The sequence below is a fragment of the Kribbella sp. NPDC050820 genome (genome assembly GCF_040653975.1).
Lineage (GTDB): Bacteria > Actinomycetota > Actinomycetes > Propionibacteriales > Kribbellaceae > Kribbella.
The window spans coordinates 16,260-36,828 of the sequence record NZ_JBFAHB010000030.1 but is presented as its reverse complement, the minus strand read 5'-3'; the positions used below and the strand labels follow the sequence as shown (position 1 = coordinate 36,828).

Below are 20,569 nucleotides of genomic sequence, written 5' to 3'. Positions count from 1 at the left end.
GCGGTGGACAGCCTGCGGATCGTCACACTGAACGCCTTCCCGGCCGGCTACCGGCTGGTCCACGACTTCGCCGAGCGGAACGGTCACGAGATCGCGCTGGTGGTCACGCTGCCGCACACCGACCGGTACGGCGCCTCGATCCGGCCGATGGTCCTGGACCTGCCGTCGGAGAGCAACGTGCTGATCACCGCCAAGCTGCGGACGGTGGCGGCGCCGGCGATCGCGGCGCTCCGCCCGGACGTGATCATCTCGGCCGCGTTCCCGCGCCTGATCCCGGCGGAGATCCTCGAGCTCCCCGAGTACGGCGCGATCAACTGCCACCCGTCGCCGCTCCCGGCCGGCCGCGGGCCGACGCCGCAACGGCTGATCTACGAAGGTGACGACCGAGTCGGCGCGACCGTGCACCGGACCGCCGCCGAGTTCGACACCGGCGCGATCCTGGCACAGCGGATCGCGCCACTCCCGGAGGATCTCAACGGCACCGGCATCATGCAGACCTGGCGCACCCTTCTGTCCGAGTGCCTGGACGAAGCCGTCCCCCGCCTGGTCGCCGGCGATCCCGGCCTCCCGCAGAACCCGGCCGACGCCACCGAAGCCCCGTTGTTCACCGAGGCAGAACACTTCCTGGACCTCACCGAGCCGGCCCACGTGATCCGCCGCAAGGCCGCAGCCCTGAACGTCACCTCCCCCGCCGCCCGCCTGACCCTCAACGGCACCACCCACCTCATCACCCGCACCGACCCCGCCCCCGCCTCCCCGTCCCCCACACCCCCCGGCACCGTCCTGGCCGAACACCCCAACGGCTGGACCCTACAAACCGCCGACCACCCCCTCCACCTAACCCGAGCCACCCCCTGACTCCAGGAATGCAAAAGGCCCCGGTCAGTGACCGGGGCCCTTCGTGTGTGTGGATCAGGCGTCTGCGTTTTCCTCGGTGAGGTTGCGGGTGAGGTTGGGGTCAACCTGGACACCCGGGCCCATCGTGGTCGAGAACACCGTCTTCTTGATGTAGCGGCCCTTCGAGCTGGCCGGCTTCAGCCGGAGGATCTCCTCCAGCGCGGCGCTGTAGTTCTCCACCAGCTGTGCCTCGTCGAAGGACGCCTTGCCGATGATGAAGTGCAGGTTCGCGTGCCGGTCGACCCGGAACTCGATCTTGCCGCCCTTGATGTCGGACACGGCCTTCGTCACGTCCGGGGTGACCGTGCCGGTCTTCGGGTTCGGCATCAGGCCACGCGGACCGAGGACGCGGCCGAGCCGGCCGACCTTGCCCATCAGGTCGGGGGTGGCGACGACGGCGTCGAAGTCGAGCCAGCCGTCGGTCACCTTCTTGATCATGTCGTCGTCGCCGACGAAGTCGGCGCCGGCGGCCCGTGCGGCCTCGGCCTTGTCACCGGTGGCGAAGACGAGGACCCGTGCCGTCTTGCCGGTACCGTGCGGAAGGTTGACGGTGCCGCGCACCATCTGGTCGGCCTTGCGGGGGTCGACCCCGAGGCGCATCGCGACGTCCACGGTGGAGTTGAACTTCTTGCTGCCGGCGGCCTCCTTGGCCAGCCGGATCGCCTCGATCGGCGTGTACAGCTTGTCGAAGTCGATCTTCTCCGCGACTGCGCGGTAGGCCTTGCTGCGCTGTGCCATTGCTGTTCCTCTCTGGGGTGTGGTCCGCGGGCGGCGCTTCGCCCTGCCACAACTGCGTGAAGTGTGGTGCTGGTACGGCGACCGACCGGTCAGCCGGCGCGGTTCGTCGTACCTGGTTGTTTCTCGGCCGGTCTCAGCCGTCGACGGTGACGCCCATCGAGCGCGCGGTGCCCTCGATGATCTTCATCGCGGCGTCGATGTCGCGGGCGTTCAGGTCCGGCATCTTGGTGGTGGCGATCTCGCGGACCTGGTCCTTGGTGATCTTGCCGACCTTGTCGCGCTGCGGAACGGCCGAGCCCTTCTGCAGACCGGCGGCCTTCTTGATCATCTCCGGCGCCGGCGGCGTCTTGGTGATGAAGGTGAAGGAGCGGTCTTCGTAGATGGTGATCTCGACCGGAACCACGTTGCCGCGCATGGACTCCGTCTGGGCGTTGTACGCCTTGCAGAACTCCATGATGTTGACGCCGTGCGGACCGAGCGCGGTACCGACCGGCGGTGCCGGCGTCGCGGCGCCGGCCTGGAGCTGCACCTTGACCAGGGCAGCGATCTTCTTCTTCGGAGGCATTCTTCGGGTCCTTAGACTTTCTGGATCTGGCTGAAGCTGAGTTCCACCGGGGTCTCCCGGCCGAAGATCTCGACCAGCGCCTTGATCCGCTGGGCGTCGGCGTTGATCTCCGTGATCGTGGCGTGCAGGGTCGCGAACGGCCCGTCGACCACCATGACCGAGTCGCCGACCCCGAAGTCGGCCACCTCGACCTTCTTCTTGGTCGCGGTCTTGGTGGGTGCGGCGCCGGCTTCGGCAGCCGCCGCCTCGGCCGCCGCCACGACGGCCGGAGCGAGCATCTTCTCGACCTCTTCGAGGCTGAGCGGTACGGGCTTCTGGCTGTTCCCGACGAAGCCGGTCACCGACGGCGTGTGCCGCACGGTCGCCCAGGACTCGTCGGTCAGGTCCATCCGGACCAGCACGTAGCCGGGGAGCACGGTGCGCTTCACCATCCGGCGCTGCCCGTTCTTGATCTCGGCGACCTCTTCGGTCGGCACGATGATCTCGAAGATGTAGTCCTCCATGTTCAGGGAGGTGATCCGGTTCTCCAGGTTGCTCTTGACCCGGTTCTCCATCCCCGAGTACGTGTGCACCACGTACCAGTCGCCGAACTGCGAGCGCAGCCGGGTGCGCAGCTCCTCGAGCGGGTCGCCCGGCTCTTCGGGCTCCTCGTCCTCGTCGCCGGCCTGCGCGGCAGCGGCCGCGGCGGCGAGCGCGGCCACGTCGGCGTCGTCGTCGGCCGCCGTACCGGTCTCGTCCTCGGCGTCCTCGTCGGAGTCACCGGCGGAGGAGAAGACCAGTTCGTCGGCGGCCGGCTCCTCGTCGGTGTCCGCGGGCGCCGTCTCGGCGGTCTCGGCGGCCAGCTCGTCGGCGGCGTCCTCGACGTCGGACGCGGTCACGACCTCGTCGTCCTCCGCGTCGTCGGCGGCGGCGACCACCACGACCGGCTCGTCGTCGGAGTCGTCATCGTCGGCGGGGCCGTCCTCGGCCTCGTCGTCGGCGGTGTACTCCGCGGCGTCGTCGTCAGCGTCCTCGTCCTCGTCCTCGTCAGCGTCGTCGTCAGCGTCGTCGAGGTTCGCGAACGGGTCGTCGTCATCGTCACCGAACAGGTCGTCATCGTCGTCGGTGGCGTTCTCGTCGAAGTCGAAATCGACGTCGTCGTCGGAGTCAGCGGATACGTCGAACTCGCCCTCGTAGTCGAGGACCTCGTCGTCGCGCTCGGACACGTTGTACTCCGTCATCTCTGCATCGGGGTCTTGTCTGGTTCTCTGCTTCGGGTCGGGCCGCGGCCCGGGATCCCCGGCGTTCGTGGGCGGCTGCGAACTCAGCCGAAGATCTTGAACATCGCCCAGCCGAAGGCGAGGTCGAGGACCGAGACGATCGCGATGACGAACACCACGAAGGTCAGGACGACCACGAAGTAGGTGGACAGCTGCTTGCGAGTCGGCCAGACGACCTTGCGGAGCTCGGCGACCACCTGGCGGTAGAAGCGCAGCAGGCGGTTGCCCGACTTGCTCTCCGCAGGTTTGCCGGCGCCGGACGGTGCCGGGGTGCGCGTCTCCGTCACGACCTACCTCTTTCGCTAGCGGCGGCCTGACCGGCCCTGCGCCGGTCAGGATTTGCAGGGCACGAGGGACTTGAACCCCCAACCTTCGGTTTTGGAGACCGATGCTCTGCCAGTTGAGCTAGTGCCCTCTGCAATCCTCCGGACGCCGCGGGACCTGATCTCGGGCATGCCGATTCAGGGCCACCAACGCCCGGACTAGAAGAGTGTACGGGGTCGAAGCCACCTGGTCGAACTGAGGCCCTACCCCGCACGACCCCCACCCGGGCGCCGCACCGCGACCAGAACCATACAGCCTCCACGTCCCCAACGGACCGGGGGCCCGCCACGTTCCCGGGATCCCGGACCGCCACGCCATCACAACCACGCCGTCGGACGAGGCCGCCGCGGGGCTCTCACCGGATCCCGCCGGTTGTGATGGCCTGACGGTCCGGATGTGACCACAGGGAGTGCTGGTGCCAGGATGGGGGCCATGGGTTCCAGGGTTTCGGCGCGGATCGGCGCCATCAGTGAGTCGGCGACGCTCGCGGTCGACAGCAAGGCGAAGGCGCTCAAGGCGGCCGGCCGGCCGGTGATCGGGTTCGGCGCCGGCGAGCCGGACTTCCCGACGCCGGACTACATCGTCGAGGCGGCGGTCGAGGCCGCCCGCGATCCGAAGAACCACCGCTACAGCCCGGCCGGCGGCCTGCCCGAGCTCAAGCAGGCGATCGTCGACAAGACCAAGCGCGACTCCGGCTTCGAGGTCGAGGCCGCCCAGGTGCTGGTCACCAACGGCGGCAAGCACGCGGTCTACAACACGTTCGCGACGCTGCTCGACCCGGGTGACGAGGTGCTGCTGCCGGCGCCGTACTGGACGACGTACCCGGAGACCATCCAGCTGGCCGGCGGGGTGCCGGTCGAGGTGCTCGCCGACGAGACGCAGAACTACTGCGTCACCATCGAGCAGCTCGAGGCGGCCCGGACCGAGAAGACCAAGGCCCTGCTGTTCTGCTCCCCGTCGAACCCGACCGGCGCGGTCGACAGCCCGGAGGCGATCGAGGCGATCGGTCGCTGGGCGCTCGAGCACGACCTGTGGGTGATCACCGACGAGATCTACGAGCACCTGACGTACGGCGACACGCAGTCCACGTCGATCCCGGTCGCCGTACCGGAGCTCGCGGACAAGACCGTCGTCCTCAACGGCGTCGCCAAGACCTACGCGATGACCGGCTGGCGGGTCGGCTGGATGATCGGCCCGAAGGACGTCATCAAGGCCGCGACCAACCTGCAGTCGCACCAGACCTCGAACGTCTGCAACGTCGCGCAGCGGGCCGCGATCGCCGCGCTGACCGGCGACCTGAGCGCGGTCGACGAGATGAAGAAGGCGTTCGACCGCCGACGCCAGACGATGGTCCGGCTGCTGAACGAGATCCCCGGCGTCGAGTGCCCGGAGCCGACCGGCGCGTTCTACGCGTACCCGTCGGTCAAGGGCGTGCTCGGCAAGGAGATCAACGGGCGGACGCCGGCCTCGTCGGCGGAGCTGGCCGAGATCATCCTGGACGAGGCCGAGGTGGCCGTGGTGCCGGGTGAGGCGTTCGGCGCGCCCGGGTACCTGCGGCTGTCGTACGCGCTCGGCGACGCGGACCTGGCCGAGGGCGTCGGCCGGATCGCCAAGCTGCTCAGCTGAGCTCTCCGGGCCGTCCATCCACAGGGTGGACGGCCCGATTTCTGTCCGGGCGCTGTGGATCGGTAACCTTCTGTGATGACGCATCGGGATCTGCGGGTGCTGCCGAAGGCGCATCTGCATCTTCACTTCTCGGGCTCGATGCGGCACCTGACGCTGGTCGAGCTGGCGGACAAGCACGGCGTCCGGCTGCCCGACGCGCTGCGCACCGACTGGCCGCCGGAGCTGTCTGCGGCCGACGAGCGCGGCTGGTTCCGGTTCCAGCGGCTGTACGACATCGCTCGCTCGGTGCTGCGCACGGAGGACGACGTCCGGCGCCTGGTCCGGGAGGCGGCCGAGGACGACCGGGCCGACGGCTCCCGCTGGCTCGAGATCCAGGTCGACCCGTCGGGGTACGCGAACCGCTTCCACGGCATCACCGAGTTCACCGACCTGGTCTTGGACGCGGCCCGGGACGCCGCGGCCTCGACCGGGATCGCGGTCCAGGTCGTGATCGCGGCCAACCGCACCCGCCATCCGTTGGACGCACGGACGCTGGCTCGACTCGCCGCGCAGTACGTCGGACGCGGAGTGGTCGGATTCGGGCTGTCGAACGACGAGCGCCGGGGGACGACGTCGGAGTTCGCCGCGGCCTTCCGGATCGCGCGGCACGCCGGGCTGCTCGCTGCGCCGCACGGTGGTGAGCTGTGCGGCCCGGCAACTGTCCGAACCTGTTTGGACGAGTTGGGCGCCGGGCGCATCGGTCACGGAGTGCGCGCGGTCGAGGACCCCGATCTGCTGAAGCGTCTGGTCGACGCGCAGGTCGCGTTGGAGGTCTGCCCGGCGTCCAACGTCTCGTTGGGCGTCTACCACCGGCCGGAGGACGTCCCGCTGCGACAACTCTACGAAGCGGGCGCCCGAATCGCGCTCGGCGCCGACGACCCTCTGCTCTTCGGCTCCCGCCTGGCCGAGCAATACGAAACTGCCCGCACGGTCCACGCCTTCACCGACGAAGAACTGGCCGACCTGGCCCGCGGCTCGATCCTCGCCTCCACCGCCCCGCCCGAAGCCCAAAAGGCCCTCCTCACAGACGTAGACACCTGGCTCGGGGTCAGCAGTCCGGCGGCGGTTCCGACGTACTAGCTCGAAATGCCGGGAGAGTGCCGGTTCGGTTCCTAGGCAGGTCATTGTCGGGGGGCTTCGGCGGGGATTACGTTCTGTGCATGACGCCGACGAAGATCCTGCTGCCAGAGGACGAGCTGCCGACCCGTTGGTACAACGTGCTGCACGATCTGCCCACGCCACCGCCGCCGGTGCTGCATCCGGGCACCGGGCAACCAGTGGGGCCGGACGATCTGGCGCCGCTGTTCCCGATGGACCTGATCCTGCAGGAGGTCTCCCAGGACCAGTACGTCGACATCCCCGGTGAGGTGCTGGACGTCTACCGGCTCTGGCGGCCGAGTCCGCTCTATCGGGCGCATCGGCTGGAGAAGGCGCTCGATACCCCGGCGCGGATCTACTACAAGTACGAAGGCGTCTCCCCGGCCGGGTCGCACAAGCCGAACACCGCTGTGCCGCAGGCGTTCTACAACGCGAAGTCGGGCGTCCGGAAGCTCACCACCGAGACCGGTGCCGGTCAATGGGGTACTGCGCTGGCGTTTGCGTGCGCGCAGTACGGGCTGGAGTGCGAGGTCTGGCAGGTGCGGGCGTCGTACGACCAGAAGCCGTACCGGCGGACGATGATGGAGGTCTTCGGCGCGACCGTGCACCCGAGCCCGTCGGAGCTCACCGAGGCCGGGCGGAAGATCCTGGCCGAGAACCCGTCGTCGACCGGGTCGCTCGGGATCGCGATCAGTGAGGCGGTCGAGGTCGCGGTGCAGGATCCCGAGGTGCACTACGCGCTCGGGTCGGTCCTCAACCACGTGCTGCTGCACCAGACGATCATCGGCGAGGAGGCGCTGATCCAGCTCGCGATGGTCGGCGAGACACCCGACCTGCTGGTGGGCTGCACCGGCGGCGGGTCGAACTTCGGCGGCCTGGCGTTCCCGTTCATGCGGGAGAAGTGGGCGGGCCGGATGGCGCCGGTCGTCCGCGCGGTCGAGCCGGCCGCATGCCCGTCGCTGACCCAGGGGACGTACGCGTACGACTTCGGCGACACGATCGGGATGACGCCGCTGATGAAGATGCACACCCTCGGCCACGACTTCGTCCCGGACCCGATCCACGCCGGCGGCCTGCGGTACCACGGGATGAGCCCGCTGATCAGCCACCTCTACGAGACCGGCGAGATCGAGGCCGTCGCCAAACCGCAGTCCGAGTGCTTCGCGGCCGGCGTCCAGTTCGCCCGCACCGAGGGCATCGTGCCTGCTCCCGAGCCGACCCACGCGCTCGCGGCGGCGATCGAGGAAGCCCAACGCTGCAAGGAGTCCGGCGAGGAGAAGGTCATCCTCACCGCCCTCTGCGGCCACGGCCACCTGGATCTCGCCGCCTACAACGCGTACCTCACCGACACCATCACCGACCGAGCCTGGGACGACGCCGAAATCCAGTCCGCCGTCCAGCAAGCCCTCAGCCGCCTCCCCGCCCTCAGCTAGCTTCCACCCCGTTTCCACCAGGGCTTGGGCCGCTTCCCCACGGCGCTCAACCAGTCGTCCGGGACGGCCCAACCCCTGGCCGCAATCGCCTCGAAGTACTGCGCCTTGAGCGTCTCCGGCAACCAGTACGTCGCGCTGATCTGGTCGGCGACCTCGAAGTACGACACACGAAGCCCATCGCTCCACACGGTGGCAAGGTTCGAGCAGTACGCCAGTCGCACGTAGTCCCAGCGGGCCTGGTCGTCAGCCATGTCGTAGGTCCGCTCGGTGGTCTGCAGCAATCGCCGCTTCGGCCGCGGCTCCTGCTCGATCGCGTCGATCAGCCCCTGAACCACCACCCGGTCGTCGGTCATCTCGTCCGGCAACCTCAACCCGACCGGATCGAGCACCACCGGCCCCAAGCGCGGCCCGGCGACCTCCAGAAACACCTCCAACAACGCGAACGCCGCCTCCGCCCGCCCAAACCGCGCAAGCTCCGCGTGCAACGTCGTCACCGCCTCCTCAGCCACCCGCCAACCCTAGAACCCACCACCCCCAACCACCCGCCAACTCCACCGCACGCACTCCTCGCACCCACACCCCTGCCACCTCTCGGCCCGTGGGCTTCGTACACCTCAGCCCCCCTCGTGCCTGGTCCATCTCATGCACCTCGACACCCTTGCGACCCCCTTGTGCCTGGCACCACCTCGCTCCCCTTGTGCCACCCCGCACCCCGTGCACTTCCACACCGTCCACCGCTCGGGGTGCCCGCACTCTGACACCCCTGCCCCACACTGCGCGCGCATCTGCCCCGCACCCCGCTGCTGCCCTCGCCGCCGGCGACCTGAGCGACCACTCAGCAGCCCGTGCACCCCACACCGCGCGCTCGTGCGCATGCACTTGCCGGGTGACCTCAGCCCCTGCGCCCGCGCACACACGGCTGTTGCACGGCTGCCGCTCGTACACCCTGCCCAGCGCACCGCCGGCTGCTCGCACGGCTGCCGCTCGTGCACCAAGCACCCGCGGCTGCCGCCCGTGCGTTCCGCCCCTCCCTCGGCGGCGTGGTGCGGGATGGCTTCGGCCTTGGTGGGGCCCGGGGGGTGGGGTTGATTTGCCCCTGGTAGAAGCCGGGCTGTTGCGGAGTGGTGGGGCTTTCGTGGGGGGATCTGCCCCGGGTTGCCCTGGGATGCCCCGGGGTTCACGCTCAGCTAGCGGCCGTCGAGGAGCAATCTGCCCCGGCGCGGCGACGTGGCACGGGAGTTGAGGGTGCTGAAGGCCCTTGTGGGGCGGGGCAATCGGGGCAGGGCGGGGCAGCGCGGGGCAGTTGGGGGCAGATCATCCACAGGGGCCTTTGAGGCGGTCGCAGACGGTGTTTGGGCACCTACAGTTACCGCCATGCCAGAGCCCAACGAACTGCTGCGAGCCGCCCGCGAGCGGACGCCGTCGCGGCGCGCGCCCGGTGAGCAGATGTCCCGGGCCGAGCTCGCGGAGGCGGTCTGCACGTGGCTGTGGGAGACGACCGAGACGAAGTACGAGCTCGACGGCCACTACATCGCCAAGCTCGAACGCGGCGCAGTCCGCTGGCCGGGTGCGGCGTACCGGTCCGGCCTGCGCTTCGTGCTGAATGTCGCCGACGACAGCGAGCTCGGTTTCGTCCCGCCGGGTGGTCCCGGCACCGTCGACCCGGAGCCAGGGACCAGCTCGGTGCTCGGGATCGAGGACGACCTCGTGCAGGCCGGTGACGAGTCGTTCGGCCTGCTCGCCCTCGCCGAGGAGTCGAACGTCGGCGACCTGACCGTCGAACAGCTGCAAGCGGACATCCACCGGATCAGCCAGAGCTACCTACGCACGCAGACGAAAGCGTTGTTCGTCCGCACCCGCGCCGTACGCGACCGTGCCTTCCGACTGCTGTCCGGACGGCAGTCACCGAACCAGGCCCGCGACCTGTATGCCACGGCCGGCTGGGCGCTGACGCTGCTCGGCTGGATGGCGGTAGACCTCGGCCGCCCCGACGTCGCCGAGAGCCATACCCGGACCGCGTGGGCCTGCGCCGACGCGGCCGACCACGACGACCTGCGTGCCTGGGTCCGCGCCACGCAGCACACCGCCGCCTTCTGGCAGGACGACTTCGCTGCTGCGGCGGCGTACGCGCACGACGGCCTGCAGTACGCACGCGGCAGCTCGACGTTGTTCCTCGCGAGCGCGTCGGCAGTCGACCTGGCCCGATCCGGCCGCCACGCCGAGGCCCGCGAGGCCCTGTCGATCGCCATGCGTACGACGGTCCGGACCGACGTACCCGAGTTCGGCGGCCCGTTCCTGTGTACGCCAGAACGCGCCGAGGGGATCTGGTCCGACGCACACCTCGCGCTCGGCGAGGTGGTCGAGACGTTGAAGCATGCCGACCACGGCGTCGCGATGTTCGAGGCAGCGCCGCACGCGATCCGCAACTTCGGATCGGAACGCATGGTCCGCCTCCAACTCGCCAAGGCACACCTGCAACTCGGCGAGCTGGAGGGTGCCACCGAAGCGGTCTCGGCCGTCCTCAGCACACCGGTCGAGTACCGCGTCCGGCCGCTGATCCACCGCATCAGCGAAGTCGCCGCACTCACCCGGCTCAGCCGCCACGCCATCGACCCGAAAGCCCTCGCCCTCCACGGCTCCATCCGGGTGTTCACTCGCCACCCCGCCATCCGCGCGATCCCCAGCAAGTAGAGGAGTACTGATGCTCGAAGAAGTCCGCGACCACTGGTACTGGCGGCCCGGTTGGCGGCCTGATCGCAGCTTCTACGCCTGGCACGTCACGTTCGACGGCCGCCCCGAGATCGCTGCGCTCCATGCGTCGTACGGCGAGCTGCTCAACGACCTGCCCGGCTTCACCCCGGTGCCGCTGGAGTGGCTCCACCTCGGCCTGCAGGGCGTCGGCTTCACCGACCGCGTGCCCGACGCCGACCTGGCCGACATCGTCGAAGCCACCCGCCGCCGGTTCACCCAGGTCGCGTCCTTCCCGGTCACCGTCGGCCCCGCCGAACTCGACGCCGAGTCCATCCAGCTCCCGGTCCGCCCGACCGAGCCGCTACAGCACCTCCGCGACCTCACCCGCGCCGCCATCACCGACGTCTGGGGCGACGACGCCGTACCCGAGCTCCCCGAGCTCAACCCCCACATCACCCTCGCCTACTGCAACCACAACACCCCCACCGCCCCCATCACCACCCGCCTCCTCGCCCACACCTCGCACTCCACAGCCCTCTCCATCACCACCCTCACCCTCCTGACCCTCACCCGAACCCACCACCTCTACCACTGGAAACCAGACCTGGCGCTCGACCTGGACTGACCACCCCACCAACCAGCATTTGGTGGGGTGTCGTACTTCTGCCGCGGGTCAGGTGCCGTAAGCGCGGAGGCTTTGGAGGTGGGCTCGGCGGTGGCCGTTGGTGGTGTGGGCTTGTAGGCGGATGGCGGTGGTGGTGAGGGAGACGGGGTGGCGGTGGGTGCGGTGGTGGTTGGCGGTGATGGTGGTGACGGTTTGCCAGGTGCCGGAGGCGTCCTGGGCCTGGAGGTCGTAGTCGCGCAGCAAGGTGGGGAGGCACTCGAAGGGGGTGCGGTGGTGGTGGAGGTTGATGAGGTCTTCCTCGACGTCGTCGTCGAGGATGACGACGATCTCGGTGAGGTCGACGGGGGTGGGCCAGGTGAGCTGGATCCAGGGCTCCGGGTCCCAGGCGAGGTCTTCGGAGGACCAGAGTTGCGGGCCGCCGTACGGGCGGGAGTAGCCGCCGACGACGTTCGAGGCGGCATACGCGGTGGTCTCGCCGAGACGGAGGCAGAGGCCGGCCCGGGGCAGGATGTGTTTCCAGGCGCGGAACTGTTCGGTCCACTGCTCATCCGGCGCCGGATCGCGATGGGCGAAGACGAGCGTCCCGGGCAGCGCCGACGAGGCCGTATGGACCGACACGTCCGGATTCGACCGCAGTACGACGACCGCGTTGCCGGATCCACGCCATTCCAGCGGTACGTCGATCCACCGCTTCTCGCCCGCCGGCACAGCGACCGTGCACGAGTCGAGGAGCTTCAACGGGAGGTAGTTCTGCGGCTTCAGCGGATCGTGAAGCTCGACGGTGAGCGAGGTGTCCGAAGCGGCGTCGACCAGGAGGGAGAGACCAGTCGGGGATGGGATGACGATGGCCAGGTCGGTGGTCAAGGGGAGGGTGCCGGAGGAGACTTCCACCGCGGGGTGGGTGAGCGTGGACGAGGCAGTGACGGTGGCGGTCAAGGCGAGGTTGGCGGGGTCGTCGTCGACGACGCCCAGGACCGAGGCGTCGGCGCGCTGCAACGCCCGCCGCATCAGGCCGAAGTGATCACCCGCCAGCTCCCGCGGCGTCAATCCGTTGCGCTGGGCAACAGCCGACGCGATCCCGACGGCCTCCCCCAGTACGGCGCACGTCGCCATCACCCGCGTCGTACCGAAGGCCACGTGACTCGCGCTGATGTTCCGCCCGGCCATCCACAGATTGGAGACGTTCCGCGAGTACAGCGACCGCAGCGGGATGTGGTAGTTCCCGTCCGGATGCCAGTGCTTCGACCCACGCTCGGCCGAGTAGACCCCACCGGGCGGGTGCAGATCGATCGACCACCCGCCGAAAGCCACCCGGTCCTCGAACTCGGTCTGCCCGAGTACGTCGTGCTGCGTCAGCACGTGATCCCCGAGAAAGCGCCGGTACTCCCGCTTCCCCGGCACCGCCCCGATCCACTCCAGCGTCAGCGTCTCGGCGTCGAACCGACCGGAGTTCTTGATGTAGTCCCAGATCCCGTAGACGACCGCCTGCAACTCGTCCCGGATCCGCTCGTTGTCGTCGACAACGTCCAGCTCACCACCCCACTCGATCCACCAGTACGCGCACCCGTTCATCTCCGACCGGATGATCCGGCGATCCGGGATGGCCGTCTCGGTGATGTCGCGAGCGAACGACGGCGGCACGAACCGCACCGGTGCCCCGGTGTCCTTGGTGTAGAAGAGAATCGTGCTTCCCAGCGTGTTCGTGTCGGGCACGACCGGCGCCCACGACTCGCCGTACAACGACTGTGGCTCCCGCCCGGTCGCGAAGTCCGCCCCCGCGAGGTACCCGACCAGCCCGTCCCCCGAGCAGTCGGCGAACACCGGGCTGTAGAAGGTGATCTCCTTCTCCGACCCCATCTGCCATCCGGTGACCGACCGGATCGTGCCGTCGGCGGCGTCCACGGTCCGCACGTCCGTGTTCAGGAACAGGGTGATCCGCGGTTCCGCGCGTACCGCTTCCAGCAGGACGAGATCCCAGTAGTACGGGTTCCCCTCCGGGTTCCGGTACTGGTTCTCGACGAACAGCTCGCCCATGATCCCGGTCTCCCGGGCGAAGTGCTGGACGCCGTGCGCGGTCGCCCCGCACACCCACACCCGCACCTCGCTGGAGGAGTTGCCGCCGAGCACCGGCCGGTTCTGGATCAGAGCCACCGTGCTGCCCTGCCGGGCGGCGGCGATCGCCGCGCAGATCCCGGCCAGACCACCGCCGACGACGGTCAGATCGTTGTGGACGTCGAGCTGCTGCATATGTGGACCTCTCAAGTGTCTGGATGTACGACGGGTTGTCCGGGGCCGTTCGGGTGGTTGGCGGTGAGGTGGTCGGGGACGCGCTGCGCGACCAGGACGAACAGCAACCCGGCCGTCAGCACGTCGCTGGCCCGGCCGGCGAAGAACTCGGTCCACGTGGTCCCGTTCGGTGTGCCGGTGTCGAGCGTGACGTCGGCCAGCCGGGCGATCGGCGAGTCGACGACCCCGGTGATCGCGACCGTGAGCGCGCCCTCGTCGGCCGACCGCCGCAGGAACTCGAGCGTGGTCTGATCGATCCCGGATCTCGACACCACCAACGCGACGTCGCCGGAACCCAGCAGCCCGCCGCCGATCTGCGACGACTGCGGCCCGTCGAAGAACCACACCGGGATCCCGATCCGCAGCAGCCGGATGTACAGCTCGCGCGCCGGGATCGCGTCACCCCACTCGCCGTAGATGTGCGTACGGCGGGCGCCGGCAATCGCATCGGCGACCCGGGTGGCCGCGGTCAGGTCGATTGCGGCCAACGCGTTCCGCAAGGCGTTCGCCTGGGTGGAAGCAAGGACGTTCAGCACCTGCTCGGGTGGATCCGCCGGGCCGATCGCCAGCCCGATGTCGCTGGCCCAGCCCGCCTCGAGGCCGCGGCCGATCTCCATCGCCAGCGCGGCCCGGAGGGCCGGGTACCCCTCGAACCCGAGGTGGGTGGACAGCCGGGTGACCGTCGCGGCCGAGGTCTGGGCGGCCTCGGCCAGCTTGGTGATCGACCCGCGCGCGACCTCGTCCGGGTTCGCCAGGATGTGCTCGGCGACGCGCTGCATCGCGCCGTGCAGCTCGGGCAGCGCGCGCTTGACCAGCTGCAACGGACTCGGGCTGCCGGCTCGCTCCATCGAAGAAGATCCCATCCCGTGATCATCACGTATAGACGAACTGGGCACTCGCCACACCGTCGGTGTCACTGACCACCCGCACCCAGTGCGCGCTGAACCCGGGCGGGAACACGTGCGTCCGGATCTGCCCCGGCTCGACCGTCAGCGACTCGACCGCACCGAACCGCCCGTGTCCGTGGAAGTCGATCTCCACGGTCACGACCATCGAGGAGTCGCCGAAGTTCTCCAGGTGCAGGCACTTCCCGTCGAAGCCCGTCATCAGGTACGGATCCGACGGCTCACCCGCGACCACCGGCGTCTCCCACCAGGGCCCGCCCCAGCCGGCCGGCTTGCCGAAGCTCCACAGGTCGTCGGTCTTGCCGAACCACAACCCGGACTGCGGTTCCGCCGTGGTCGGGTTCAGCCCGTGACTCGGCGACGCGTTGTCCGCCCCGGCGACGAGCATCCCGCGCCACGAGCAGAAGTCGCCGAGCACCCACAGATGTGTGGAGATCGGCCGCACGCCCCAGATCCTGCCCCCGTACGCCCAGGGCGACAGCTCGTAGAACATGCCGTGGTGGTCGAGCAGCAGCCGCTCGTGCTCGACCTCCCGGATCCGCGGCCACTCGGTCTGCCACTTGTGGTCGAAGCAGTGCGACGCCTTCGGCAGCCGGTACCGCGTCCACCTCTGATCCGCCTCGGTGAACACCTCGAGGATCGCCGACGCCCGGTCCCACCCGGCCGCGAAGATGGTCCCGCCGAACTCGTGCCGCCCACCGATCGCGGTGTACGGGTCCTGCCGCAGCACGGTCCACGAGGTCCCGTCGTACGACGCCAACCGTCCCCGCGACCGTACGCCGGCCCACTCGGGCTCGGCGTACTCGTTGGAGCAGACGACGAGGCGGCCGAACGACGTGTAGCAGTCCTTGTAGTGGACCTTCATCTCGCCGTCCGTGCCGAGCTCCTCGTTGAGGTCGAAGACCTGCGTGCACTCGTACGTCGTCAGGTCGAGCTCGAGCAACTCGCCTTCCATCGCGAGCACGTACACGTGCGTGTCCGGCTTGGTCAGGTGCCTCGACGTCCCGCAGACCCGGAGCGGCTGGAGCTCGGGGATCGTGACGATCTTGTGGTCGGCCGAGATCACGTGCGGCCCGAGCACCAGCTGCGAGGTCGGGAAGTGCACGAACCGGTTGGTGTAGGTGCCGTCCACCCCGAGCGTCTCGGCGACGATCTCCATCGAGAAGTCGGCGTCGATCCGGCGCAGGCTGACGCCGGCGCCGGATCGAGCCTTGTGCGAGTTGTAGTTCTGGACGTAGAGCTTCCCGTTCCACGGCATCAGCGAACCGACGCCGAGCTCGCTGCGCGGCGGACCGAAGTCGCCGATCTGGGCGAGCTGCGGGAAGACACCGGACACGTTCATTTGATCCCCGTATGGGTCATGGCGGCGATGAACCGCCGTTGCAGGACGATGAACACGAGCAGCACCGGCACGATCGAGATCACCGAGGCGGCCATGGTCAGGCCGGGCGCGATCTGGCCCTGCTCGTCGACGAAGTTGGTCAGGCTGAGCGGCAGCGTGTAGCGGTCCGGGTTGCTGATCAGCACCAGCGGCGTCTCGTAGTCGTTCCAGGACCAGACGAACGCCAGGATGCCGAGCGCGCTCATCACCGGGGTCGCCAACGGCAGGTAGATCCGGGTGAACACCTGCCACTCGTTCGCGCCGTCCATCCGGGCCGCCTCGGCGAACTCGGCCGGCTGGCTGACGAAGAACTGCCGCATCAGGAAGGTGCCGAGCACGGTGAACATACCGGGCAGGATGAGCGCCCACAGCGTGTCGTACAGCCCGAGCTTCTGGAAGTAGATGAACCGCGGCACCAGCAGCAGTTGGGCCGGGATGATCGCGGTCGCCAGGTACAGCAGGAACAGCCGGTCCCGGCCCTTGAACGACATCCGCGCGAACGCGTAGCCGGCCATGGTCGCGGTGATCAGCTCACCGGCCACCCGCAGTACGGCGACGAACACCGACCGGCCGAACGCGGGCAGCACCGAGGTGGCGCCGCTGAGCACGGTCGAGTAGTTGTCCCACTGGAACGGATCCGGGATCCACTGCATCGGGATCCGGTACGCGTCCACGTCCGGCTTCAGCGCGGTCGACAGCATCCACGCGAACGGCGCGAGGAACGCGAGCGCCAGGATCCACAGCGGGATCCCCCACAGCCACTTCGACCTAGTCATTGAGGGCCCTTCCGCGTTGCGCCCGCCAGGTCACCAGGGTCAGCGCGAGGACGCCGAGGAACGTCACCAGGCCGATCGCCGACGCGTAGCCGAACCGGTAGAACTGGAAGCCTGTCTGGTACATGTAGTAGGAGATCGTCGTGGTCGCGTCGCCGGGCCCGCCGGCGGTGATCAGCGCGATCAGGCCGAAGCCCTGGGACGCGCCGATGATCAGCGTGACCAGCAGGAAGATCGTTGTCGGCAGCAACGCCGGCCAGGTGATCACGCGGAACTTCGCCCACGCCCCGGCGCCATCGATGTCGGCCGCCTCGTACAGTTGCTGCGGCGCGTCCTGCAACGCGGACAGGTAGATCAGCGAGCAGTACCCGACCCCGCCCCAGACCGCCATCACGATCAGCGCGGGCAGTGCCCAATGCGAGGACGCGAACCAGCCCGGCTGGATCCCGAACGCGTCCAGCACCTGGTTGACCAGGCCCGCCTTCGGGTTCATCAGCATCAGCCAGGTCATACCGATCGCGACCACGTTGACGATGTACGGCAGGAAGAAGATCGCCCGCAGTACGGCGCGGCCCGGCAGCGGCCGGTTCAGCGCGATCCCGAGCCCCAACCCGAGGACGACGGTCAGCGGCACGCTCACCCCGACATACACCAGGGTCAGCAGCGCTGCCCGCCAGAACCCGGGATCCTGGGCGATCGCGACGAAGTTGTCGAGGCCGTTGAACGTGATGCCGCCGAGCCCGGACACCAGGTTCCAGTCGGTAAAGGCGAGCACGATGACGCTGACCAGCGGGATCAGCGTGAAGGCGACGACCCCGAGCAGGTTCGGCGCGATGAAGAGGAACCCGATCCAGCCCCGCGGCCGGATGCCGGGGCCTTGACCGGTCCGGGTCGGCGGCGTACCGGTGGTGACCTGGTCCGGGGCCGTGACTATGGCGGTGGCCATCAGGACCTCCTCTCGTTCCGGGCGATCGCCGCGTCGGCGAGGCGCCGTACCTCACGGATCGCCACGCCCGGGTCCTTCTCGCCCAGCCAGCACAGGTCGCGCTGCTGCTTGACCGCGAGGCTGATCTCCGGGAAGCCGGTCAGGCGGGTGTCGGTGGCGAGCTTGGGCTCGGCGTCCAGGACGACGCGGCGGAACGACTCGACGTCGAAGTACGTGTCCGGCTCCTTGCCGAGCATGCCGCTGACCACCTGGTCGTCGGTGACGTTGCCGAGGGTCGGCAGCTTGCCGGCCTTGAGCATCGGCGTGGAGCCCTCGGTGAGCCAGAACTTCACGAATGCCCAGGCCGCCTCGAGTTTCGGCGAGGTCGGGTTGACCATCACGAAGTTGCTGTAGCTGCCGCCGTTCCAGTCCCTGCCGTCGACCGTCGGCGGCGGGGCGAACGCGACCTTGAAGTCGTGCGGATACTTCTTCGGGTCGTACAGGTAGCGCAGGTTGAACGGCGCGGTCGGCCACAGGTGGAACTCCTCGCGCAGGAAGGAGTTCTGCTGGTAGGTGTCCAGGTGCCGGGACAGCACCTCGGTGTGCGGGAACACGGACCCCTCGCGGATCATGTCCCGGCCGAGCCGGAAAGCCTGCTCGAAGTGCGGATCACCGAAGTTCGAGCGGTCGCCGTCGTACCAGTAGTTCGGGCCGAGGGCGATCCGGGCGACGTCGGGGATCGTGTAGGCGCCGATCGTCGACCCGGTGGTCAGGCGTTGCGCCGTACGGCGGTAGTCCTCGATCGTCCACTGCCGCGGCAGGTCGAGGCCGGCCTGCCGCCGGAGCTTCTCGTTGAACAGCACGAACGCGGGCTCGCGGGCAGTGGCGAGCGCCTTCACCTTGCCGTTGTCGATGTAGGCCCGCGGCTCGACGGTGTCCAGGAACGGCTTCAGGTCCGGGTCGGCGGTGACCCGGTCGGTCAGGTCCGCCGCCAGTCCGGACCCGGCCCGCAGCGCCATCGACGCCTGGGAGTAGGTGAAGTACACGTCGATGTCGAGCCCGCCCTGCAACGCGGTGTCCAGCTTGAGGTTGCCGCGGGCATCGTTCACGAACCGGGTGTAGTTCACCTTGTACTGCGGGAACTTCTGCTCGAACGCCTTCACCACGTCGGCCGGGCCGGACGCGGCCGGCACGCCACCCCAGACCTGCAGCGCGCTCGATCGCGCGCCGCCGGACGAACAGCCGGGCACAGCCGCCGCAGCGGCGGCCGCGCCCAGCCCGGCGAGCACTTCCCGCCGTGAAAATCCTTTGCGCCTCACACTCCACCTCCCACCAGATTTCGCAAAAGATTAGCGAGAGGAGGAGGTCTTGCCTAGCCCTGGTGCAAATCTTTTTCAGGCCACGTCAGCGACGCCCGGCCGACCGGCTTCGACCGTGACCCCGGCGCGAGTGATCACCGGCCCGCCGGACACGGTCACCTCGGGTACGACGCGATAGTCGGTCCGCCACCCGGATCGCGTGACCACGCAGCGCTGGTAACCGCGTTGGCTGTTGTGGAACCGCATGTGCGGGTTCTCCGCGAGCCAGGTCACGCCGAGCGCGTCTGTGTCGACGCCATTGCCGCCCGAGCTGATCGACGTACCGAGGAACTCCGTGCCGACGGTCCGCGACGACGGGTCGGCGAAGTTCAGCTTGAGGTCCGCAGCCACGCTGCGGTGGGCGTCGCCGGTGATCATCACGAAGTTGTCCACCTTGCGCTGGACCAGGCCGTCGAACAGTCGCTGCCGCGCGGCGGCGTACCCGTCCCAGGTGTCCATGCCGTAGCGCTCCGACTCGCCCGCGTCGTGGTCGGCCTCGAACGCGAAGATCTGGTTCCCGAGCACGTTCCAGCGCGCGTGCGATCGGCCCAGCCCGTCGAGCAGCCACTTCTCCTGCTCGGCACCCAGCATCGTCCGCGCCGGGTCGAACCGGTCGTCGCAGCCGCGCACGCACTCGAGCTGGTCGGTGCGGAAGCGGCGGGTGTCGAGCACGTTCAGCTGGAGCAGGTTGCCGAAGGTCAGCCGCCGGTAGACCTGCATCTCGGGTCCACGCGGCATCGACGTACGGCGAAGTGGCAGGTTCTCGTAGTACGCCTGGTACGCCGCAGCCCGGCGCTGGCGGAACACAGCCGGGTCCTGATCGGGCTCGGTGTCGATCTGGGAGATGTCGCCGGCCCAGTTGTTCTCGACGTCGTGGTCGTCGGGCGCGACCACCCACGGCGCCGCCGCGTGCGCCGCCTTGAGGTTGGGGTCGGACTTGTACTGCCCGTACCGGACCCGGTAGTCGGCGAGGCTGAACACCTCGGCGGTCGGGATGTGCGCGCGACCGATCGTGCCCGCGCCACCGCCCTCGTAGATGTAGTCGCCGAGGTGGACGACGAGATCGAGGTCCTCGTCGGCCATGTGCCGGTAGGCGGTGAAGAAGCCGTCGGTATAGGCCTGGCAGCTCGCGAACGCAAAGGTCAGTTCGTTCAGCCGGCTGAAGAGCGCCGGCGCGGTCCGGGTCCGGCCGACCGGACTGATCTGGTCGCCGACGACGAACCGGTACCAGTACTCGCGGTCCGGCCGCAGGCCGTGCACCTCGGCGTGGACGGAGTGGCCCCACTCGCGGACGGCGTGCTCGACTCCGCGACGGACGATCCGGCGGAAGGTCGGGTCCTCGGCGACCTCCCACTTCACCTGGTAGCGCTTGTCCGGCATACCGCCGTACCCGTCCGGGGCGACGGGCTCGGGCGCGAGGCGGGTCCACAGCACGACGCCGTCCGGCTGCGGATCGCCGGAGGCTACCCCCAGCGTGAACAGGTCGCCGGAAGCTCGCGCCTCCGGCACAACGGCAACAGCAACGGCGGCGGCTCCGGCCAGGGTCAGGAAATGTCGGCGGCCCAACTGGTCTCGCATGAATCCTCCTGCAACGGGGTCGGGATCCGTAAGTCATTCACACCTAACGGACCCCGAGCCGAAGAACA

The 20,569-nt window shown here is 69.0% G+C and carries 18 protein-coding genes and 1 tRNA gene; 6 read left to right on the top strand and 13 right to left on the bottom strand.

Annotated elements, in window-relative coordinates; translation table 11 throughout:
* Positions 1 to 3 precede the first annotated feature (3 nt).
* Positions 4 to 858 carry a formyltransferase family protein gene (locus AB0H36_RS24435; protein ID WP_360527622.1) on the top strand — a complete coding sequence of 285 codons (855 nt, stop codon included), beginning with the start codon at positions 4 to 6 and terminating at the stop codon, positions 856 to 858.
* 54 nt (positions 859 to 912) lie between these two features.
* On the opposite strand, the gene rplA is transcribed toward AB0H36_RS24435, so the two are convergent.
* The 5 genes from rplA to AB0H36_RS24410 form a co-directional block, all read right to left on the bottom strand.
* Complete coding sequence (rplA, locus tag AB0H36_RS24430; protein WP_360527619.1) at positions 913 to 1,635, bottom strand: 50S ribosomal protein L1; 723 nt, start codon at positions 1,633 to 1,635, stop codon at positions 913 to 915.
* A gap of 133 nt (positions 1,636 to 1,768) precedes the next feature.
* Complete coding sequence (rplK, locus tag AB0H36_RS24425) at positions 1,769 to 2,200, bottom strand: 50S ribosomal protein L11 (protein WP_132319511.1); 432 nt, start codon at positions 2,198 to 2,200, stop codon at positions 1,769 to 1,771.
* An 11-nt stretch (positions 2,201 to 2,211) separates the two neighbouring features.
* Entirely contained in the window at positions 2,212 to 3,078 is an 867-nt protein-coding gene (nusG, locus tag AB0H36_RS24420; RefSeq protein ID WP_360527797.1) for a transcription termination/antitermination protein NusG, read from the bottom strand.
* A gap of 425 nt (positions 3,079 to 3,503) precedes the next feature.
* A complete protein-coding gene (gene secE, locus AB0H36_RS24415) occupies positions 3,504 to 3,746 on the bottom strand; it encodes a preprotein translocase subunit SecE (RefSeq protein ID WP_020388149.1) in 243 nt (80 codons plus the stop codon).
* A 55-nt stretch (positions 3,747 to 3,801) separates the two neighbouring features.
* Positions 3,802 to 3,874: transfer RNA gene (locus AB0H36_RS24410), tRNA-Trp, on the bottom strand.
* A gap of 341 nt (positions 3,875 to 4,215) precedes the next feature.
* Between AB0H36_RS24410 and AB0H36_RS24405 the strand changes: the two genes are divergently transcribed.
* The 3 genes from AB0H36_RS24405 to AB0H36_RS24395 all read left to right on the top strand — a co-directional run bounded on the left by AB0H36_RS24405 (position 4,216) and on the right by AB0H36_RS24395 (position 7,979).
* Positions 4,216 to 5,409 carry a pyridoxal phosphate-dependent aminotransferase gene (locus AB0H36_RS24405; protein ID WP_360527614.1) on the top strand — a complete coding sequence of 398 codons (1,194 nt, stop codon included), beginning with the start codon at positions 4,216 to 4,218 and terminating at the stop codon, positions 5,407 to 5,409.
* A gap of 75 nt (positions 5,410 to 5,484) precedes the next feature.
* Positions 5,485 to 6,528, top strand: coding sequence for an adenosine deaminase (locus tag AB0H36_RS24400; protein WP_360527611.1), 1,044 nt, complete (start codon positions 5,485 to 5,487; stop codon positions 6,526 to 6,528).
* 80 nt (positions 6,529 to 6,608) lie between these two features.
* Positions 6,609 to 7,979 (top strand): TrpB-like pyridoxal phosphate-dependent enzyme, encoded by a 1,371-nt coding sequence (locus AB0H36_RS24395; RefSeq protein WP_360527608.1) that lies wholly within the window; start codon positions 6,609 to 6,611, stop codon positions 7,977 to 7,979.
* Here the strand turns inward: AB0H36_RS24395 and AB0H36_RS24390 are convergent.
* Positions 7,976 to 8,488 (bottom strand): hypothetical protein, encoded by a 513-nt coding sequence (locus AB0H36_RS24390; protein ID WP_360527605.1) that lies wholly within the window; start codon positions 8,486 to 8,488, stop codon positions 7,976 to 7,978. The genes AB0H36_RS24395 and AB0H36_RS24390 overlap by 4 nt on opposite strands.
* An 865-nt stretch (positions 8,489 to 9,353) precedes the next feature.
* Between AB0H36_RS24390 and AB0H36_RS24385 the strand changes: the two genes are divergently transcribed.
* Both AB0H36_RS24385 and AB0H36_RS24380 read left to right on the top strand, forming a co-directional pair.
* Positions 9,354 to 10,670 (top strand): hypothetical protein, encoded by a 1,317-nt coding sequence (locus tag AB0H36_RS24385; RefSeq protein WP_360527602.1) that lies wholly within the window; start codon positions 9,354 to 9,356, stop codon positions 10,668 to 10,670.
* 10 nt (positions 10,671 to 10,680) lie between these two features.
* Positions 10,681 to 11,295 (top strand): 2'-5' RNA ligase family protein, encoded by a 615-nt coding sequence (locus tag AB0H36_RS24380; RefSeq protein WP_360527599.1) that lies wholly within the window; start codon positions 10,681 to 10,683, stop codon positions 11,293 to 11,295.
* A 48-nt stretch (positions 11,296 to 11,343) separates the two neighbouring features.
* Here AB0H36_RS24380 and AB0H36_RS24375 read toward each other — a convergent pair whose 3' ends face one another.
* From AB0H36_RS24375 to AB0H36_RS24345, 7 genes are all read right to left on the bottom strand, one after another.
* Entirely contained in the window at positions 11,344 to 13,542 is a 2,199-nt protein-coding gene (locus AB0H36_RS24375) for an FAD-dependent oxidoreductase (RefSeq protein ID WP_360527596.1), read from the bottom strand.
* Positions 13,543 to 13,553: 11 nt separating this feature from the next.
* Positions 13,554 to 14,444, bottom strand: coding sequence for a MurR/RpiR family transcriptional regulator (locus AB0H36_RS24370; protein WP_360527593.1), 891 nt, complete (start codon positions 14,442 to 14,444; stop codon positions 13,554 to 13,556).
* Positions 14,445 to 14,454: 10 nt separating this feature from the next.
* Entirely contained in the window at positions 14,455 to 15,828 is a 1,374-nt protein-coding gene (locus AB0H36_RS24365; RefSeq protein WP_360527590.1) for a hypothetical protein, read from the bottom strand.
* Complete coding sequence (locus tag AB0H36_RS24360) at positions 15,825 to 16,643, bottom strand: carbohydrate ABC transporter permease (protein WP_360527587.1); 819 nt, start codon at positions 16,641 to 16,643, stop codon at positions 15,825 to 15,827. Before AB0H36_RS24360 ends, AB0H36_RS24365 begins: the two co-directional genes overlap by 4 nt.
* The gene (locus AB0H36_RS24355) at positions 16,636 to 17,586 is read right to left on the bottom strand and encodes a sugar ABC transporter permease (protein ID WP_360527584.1); all 951 of its coding nucleotides are present in this window, start codon (positions 17,584 to 17,586) and stop codon (positions 16,636 to 16,638) included. Before AB0H36_RS24355 ends, AB0H36_RS24360 begins: the two co-directional genes overlap by 8 nt.
* Positions 17,586 to 18,884: an ABC transporter substrate-binding protein gene (locus AB0H36_RS24350; protein ID WP_360527581.1), complete on the bottom strand. Its 1,299-nt coding sequence runs from the start codon at positions 18,882 to 18,884 to the stop codon at positions 17,586 to 17,588. The genes AB0H36_RS24355 and AB0H36_RS24350 overlap by 1 nt, the downstream gene beginning before the upstream one ends.
* Before the next feature lie 75 nt (positions 18,885 to 18,959).
* On the bottom strand, positions 18,960 to 20,501 hold the full coding sequence (locus tag AB0H36_RS24345; protein ID WP_360527578.1) for an alkaline phosphatase D family protein: 1,542 nt from the start codon (positions 20,499 to 20,501) through the stop codon (positions 18,960 to 18,962).
* Positions 20,502 to 20,569 lie beyond the last annotated feature (68 nt).

What these genes read in the sequence shown, in the direction of transcription:
- AB0H36_RS24370 (WP_360527593.1), bottom strand. Translation starts at nt 14,444, where the DNA reads ATGGGATCTTCTTCGATGGAGCGAGCCGGCAGCCCGAGTCCGTTGCAG.
- AB0H36_RS24395 (WP_360527608.1), top strand. Translation starts at nt 6,609, where the DNA reads ATGACGCCGACGAAGATCCTGCTGCCAGAGGACGAGCTGCCGACCCGT.
- AB0H36_RS24405 (WP_360527614.1), top strand. Translation starts at nt 4,216, where the DNA reads ATGGGTTCCAGGGTTTCGGCGCGGATCGGCGCCATCAGTGAGTCGGCG.
- AB0H36_RS24360 (WP_360527587.1), bottom strand. Translation starts at nt 16,643, where the DNA reads ATGACTAGGTCGAAGTGGCTGTGGGGGATCCCGCTGTGGATCCTGGCG.
- AB0H36_RS24355 (WP_360527584.1), bottom strand. Translation starts at nt 17,586, where the DNA reads ATGGCCACCGCCATAGTCACGGCCCCGGACCAGGTCACCACCGGTACG.
- AB0H36_RS24385 (WP_360527602.1), top strand. Translation starts at nt 9,354, where the DNA reads ATGCCAGAGCCCAACGAACTGCTGCGAGCCGCCCGCGAGCGGACGCCG.
- AB0H36_RS24400 (WP_360527611.1), top strand. Translation starts at nt 5,485, where the DNA reads ATGACGCATCGGGATCTGCGGGTGCTGCCGAAGGCGCATCTGCATCTT.
- rplA (WP_360527619.1), bottom strand. Translation starts at nt 1,635, where the DNA reads ATGGCACAGCGCAGCAAGGCCTACCGCGCAGTCGCGGAGAAGATCGAC.
- rplK (WP_132319511.1), bottom strand. Translation starts at nt 2,200, where the DNA reads ATGCCTCCGAAGAAGAAGATCGCTGCCCTGGTCAAGGTGCAGCTCCAG.
- AB0H36_RS24375 (WP_360527596.1), bottom strand. Translation starts at nt 13,542, where the DNA reads ATGCAGCAGCTCGACGTCCACAACGATCTGACCGTCGTCGGCGGTGGT.
- AB0H36_RS24345 (WP_360527578.1), bottom strand. Translation starts at nt 20,501, where the DNA reads ATGCGAGACCAGTTGGGCCGCCGACATTTCCTGACCCTGGCCGGAGCC.
- AB0H36_RS24380 (WP_360527599.1), top strand. Translation starts at nt 10,681, where the DNA reads ATGCTCGAAGAAGTCCGCGACCACTGGTACTGGCGGCCCGGTTGGCGG.
- AB0H36_RS24365 (WP_360527590.1), bottom strand. Translation starts at nt 15,828, where the DNA reads ATGAACGTGTCCGGTGTCTTCCCGCAGCTCGCCCAGATCGGCGACTTC.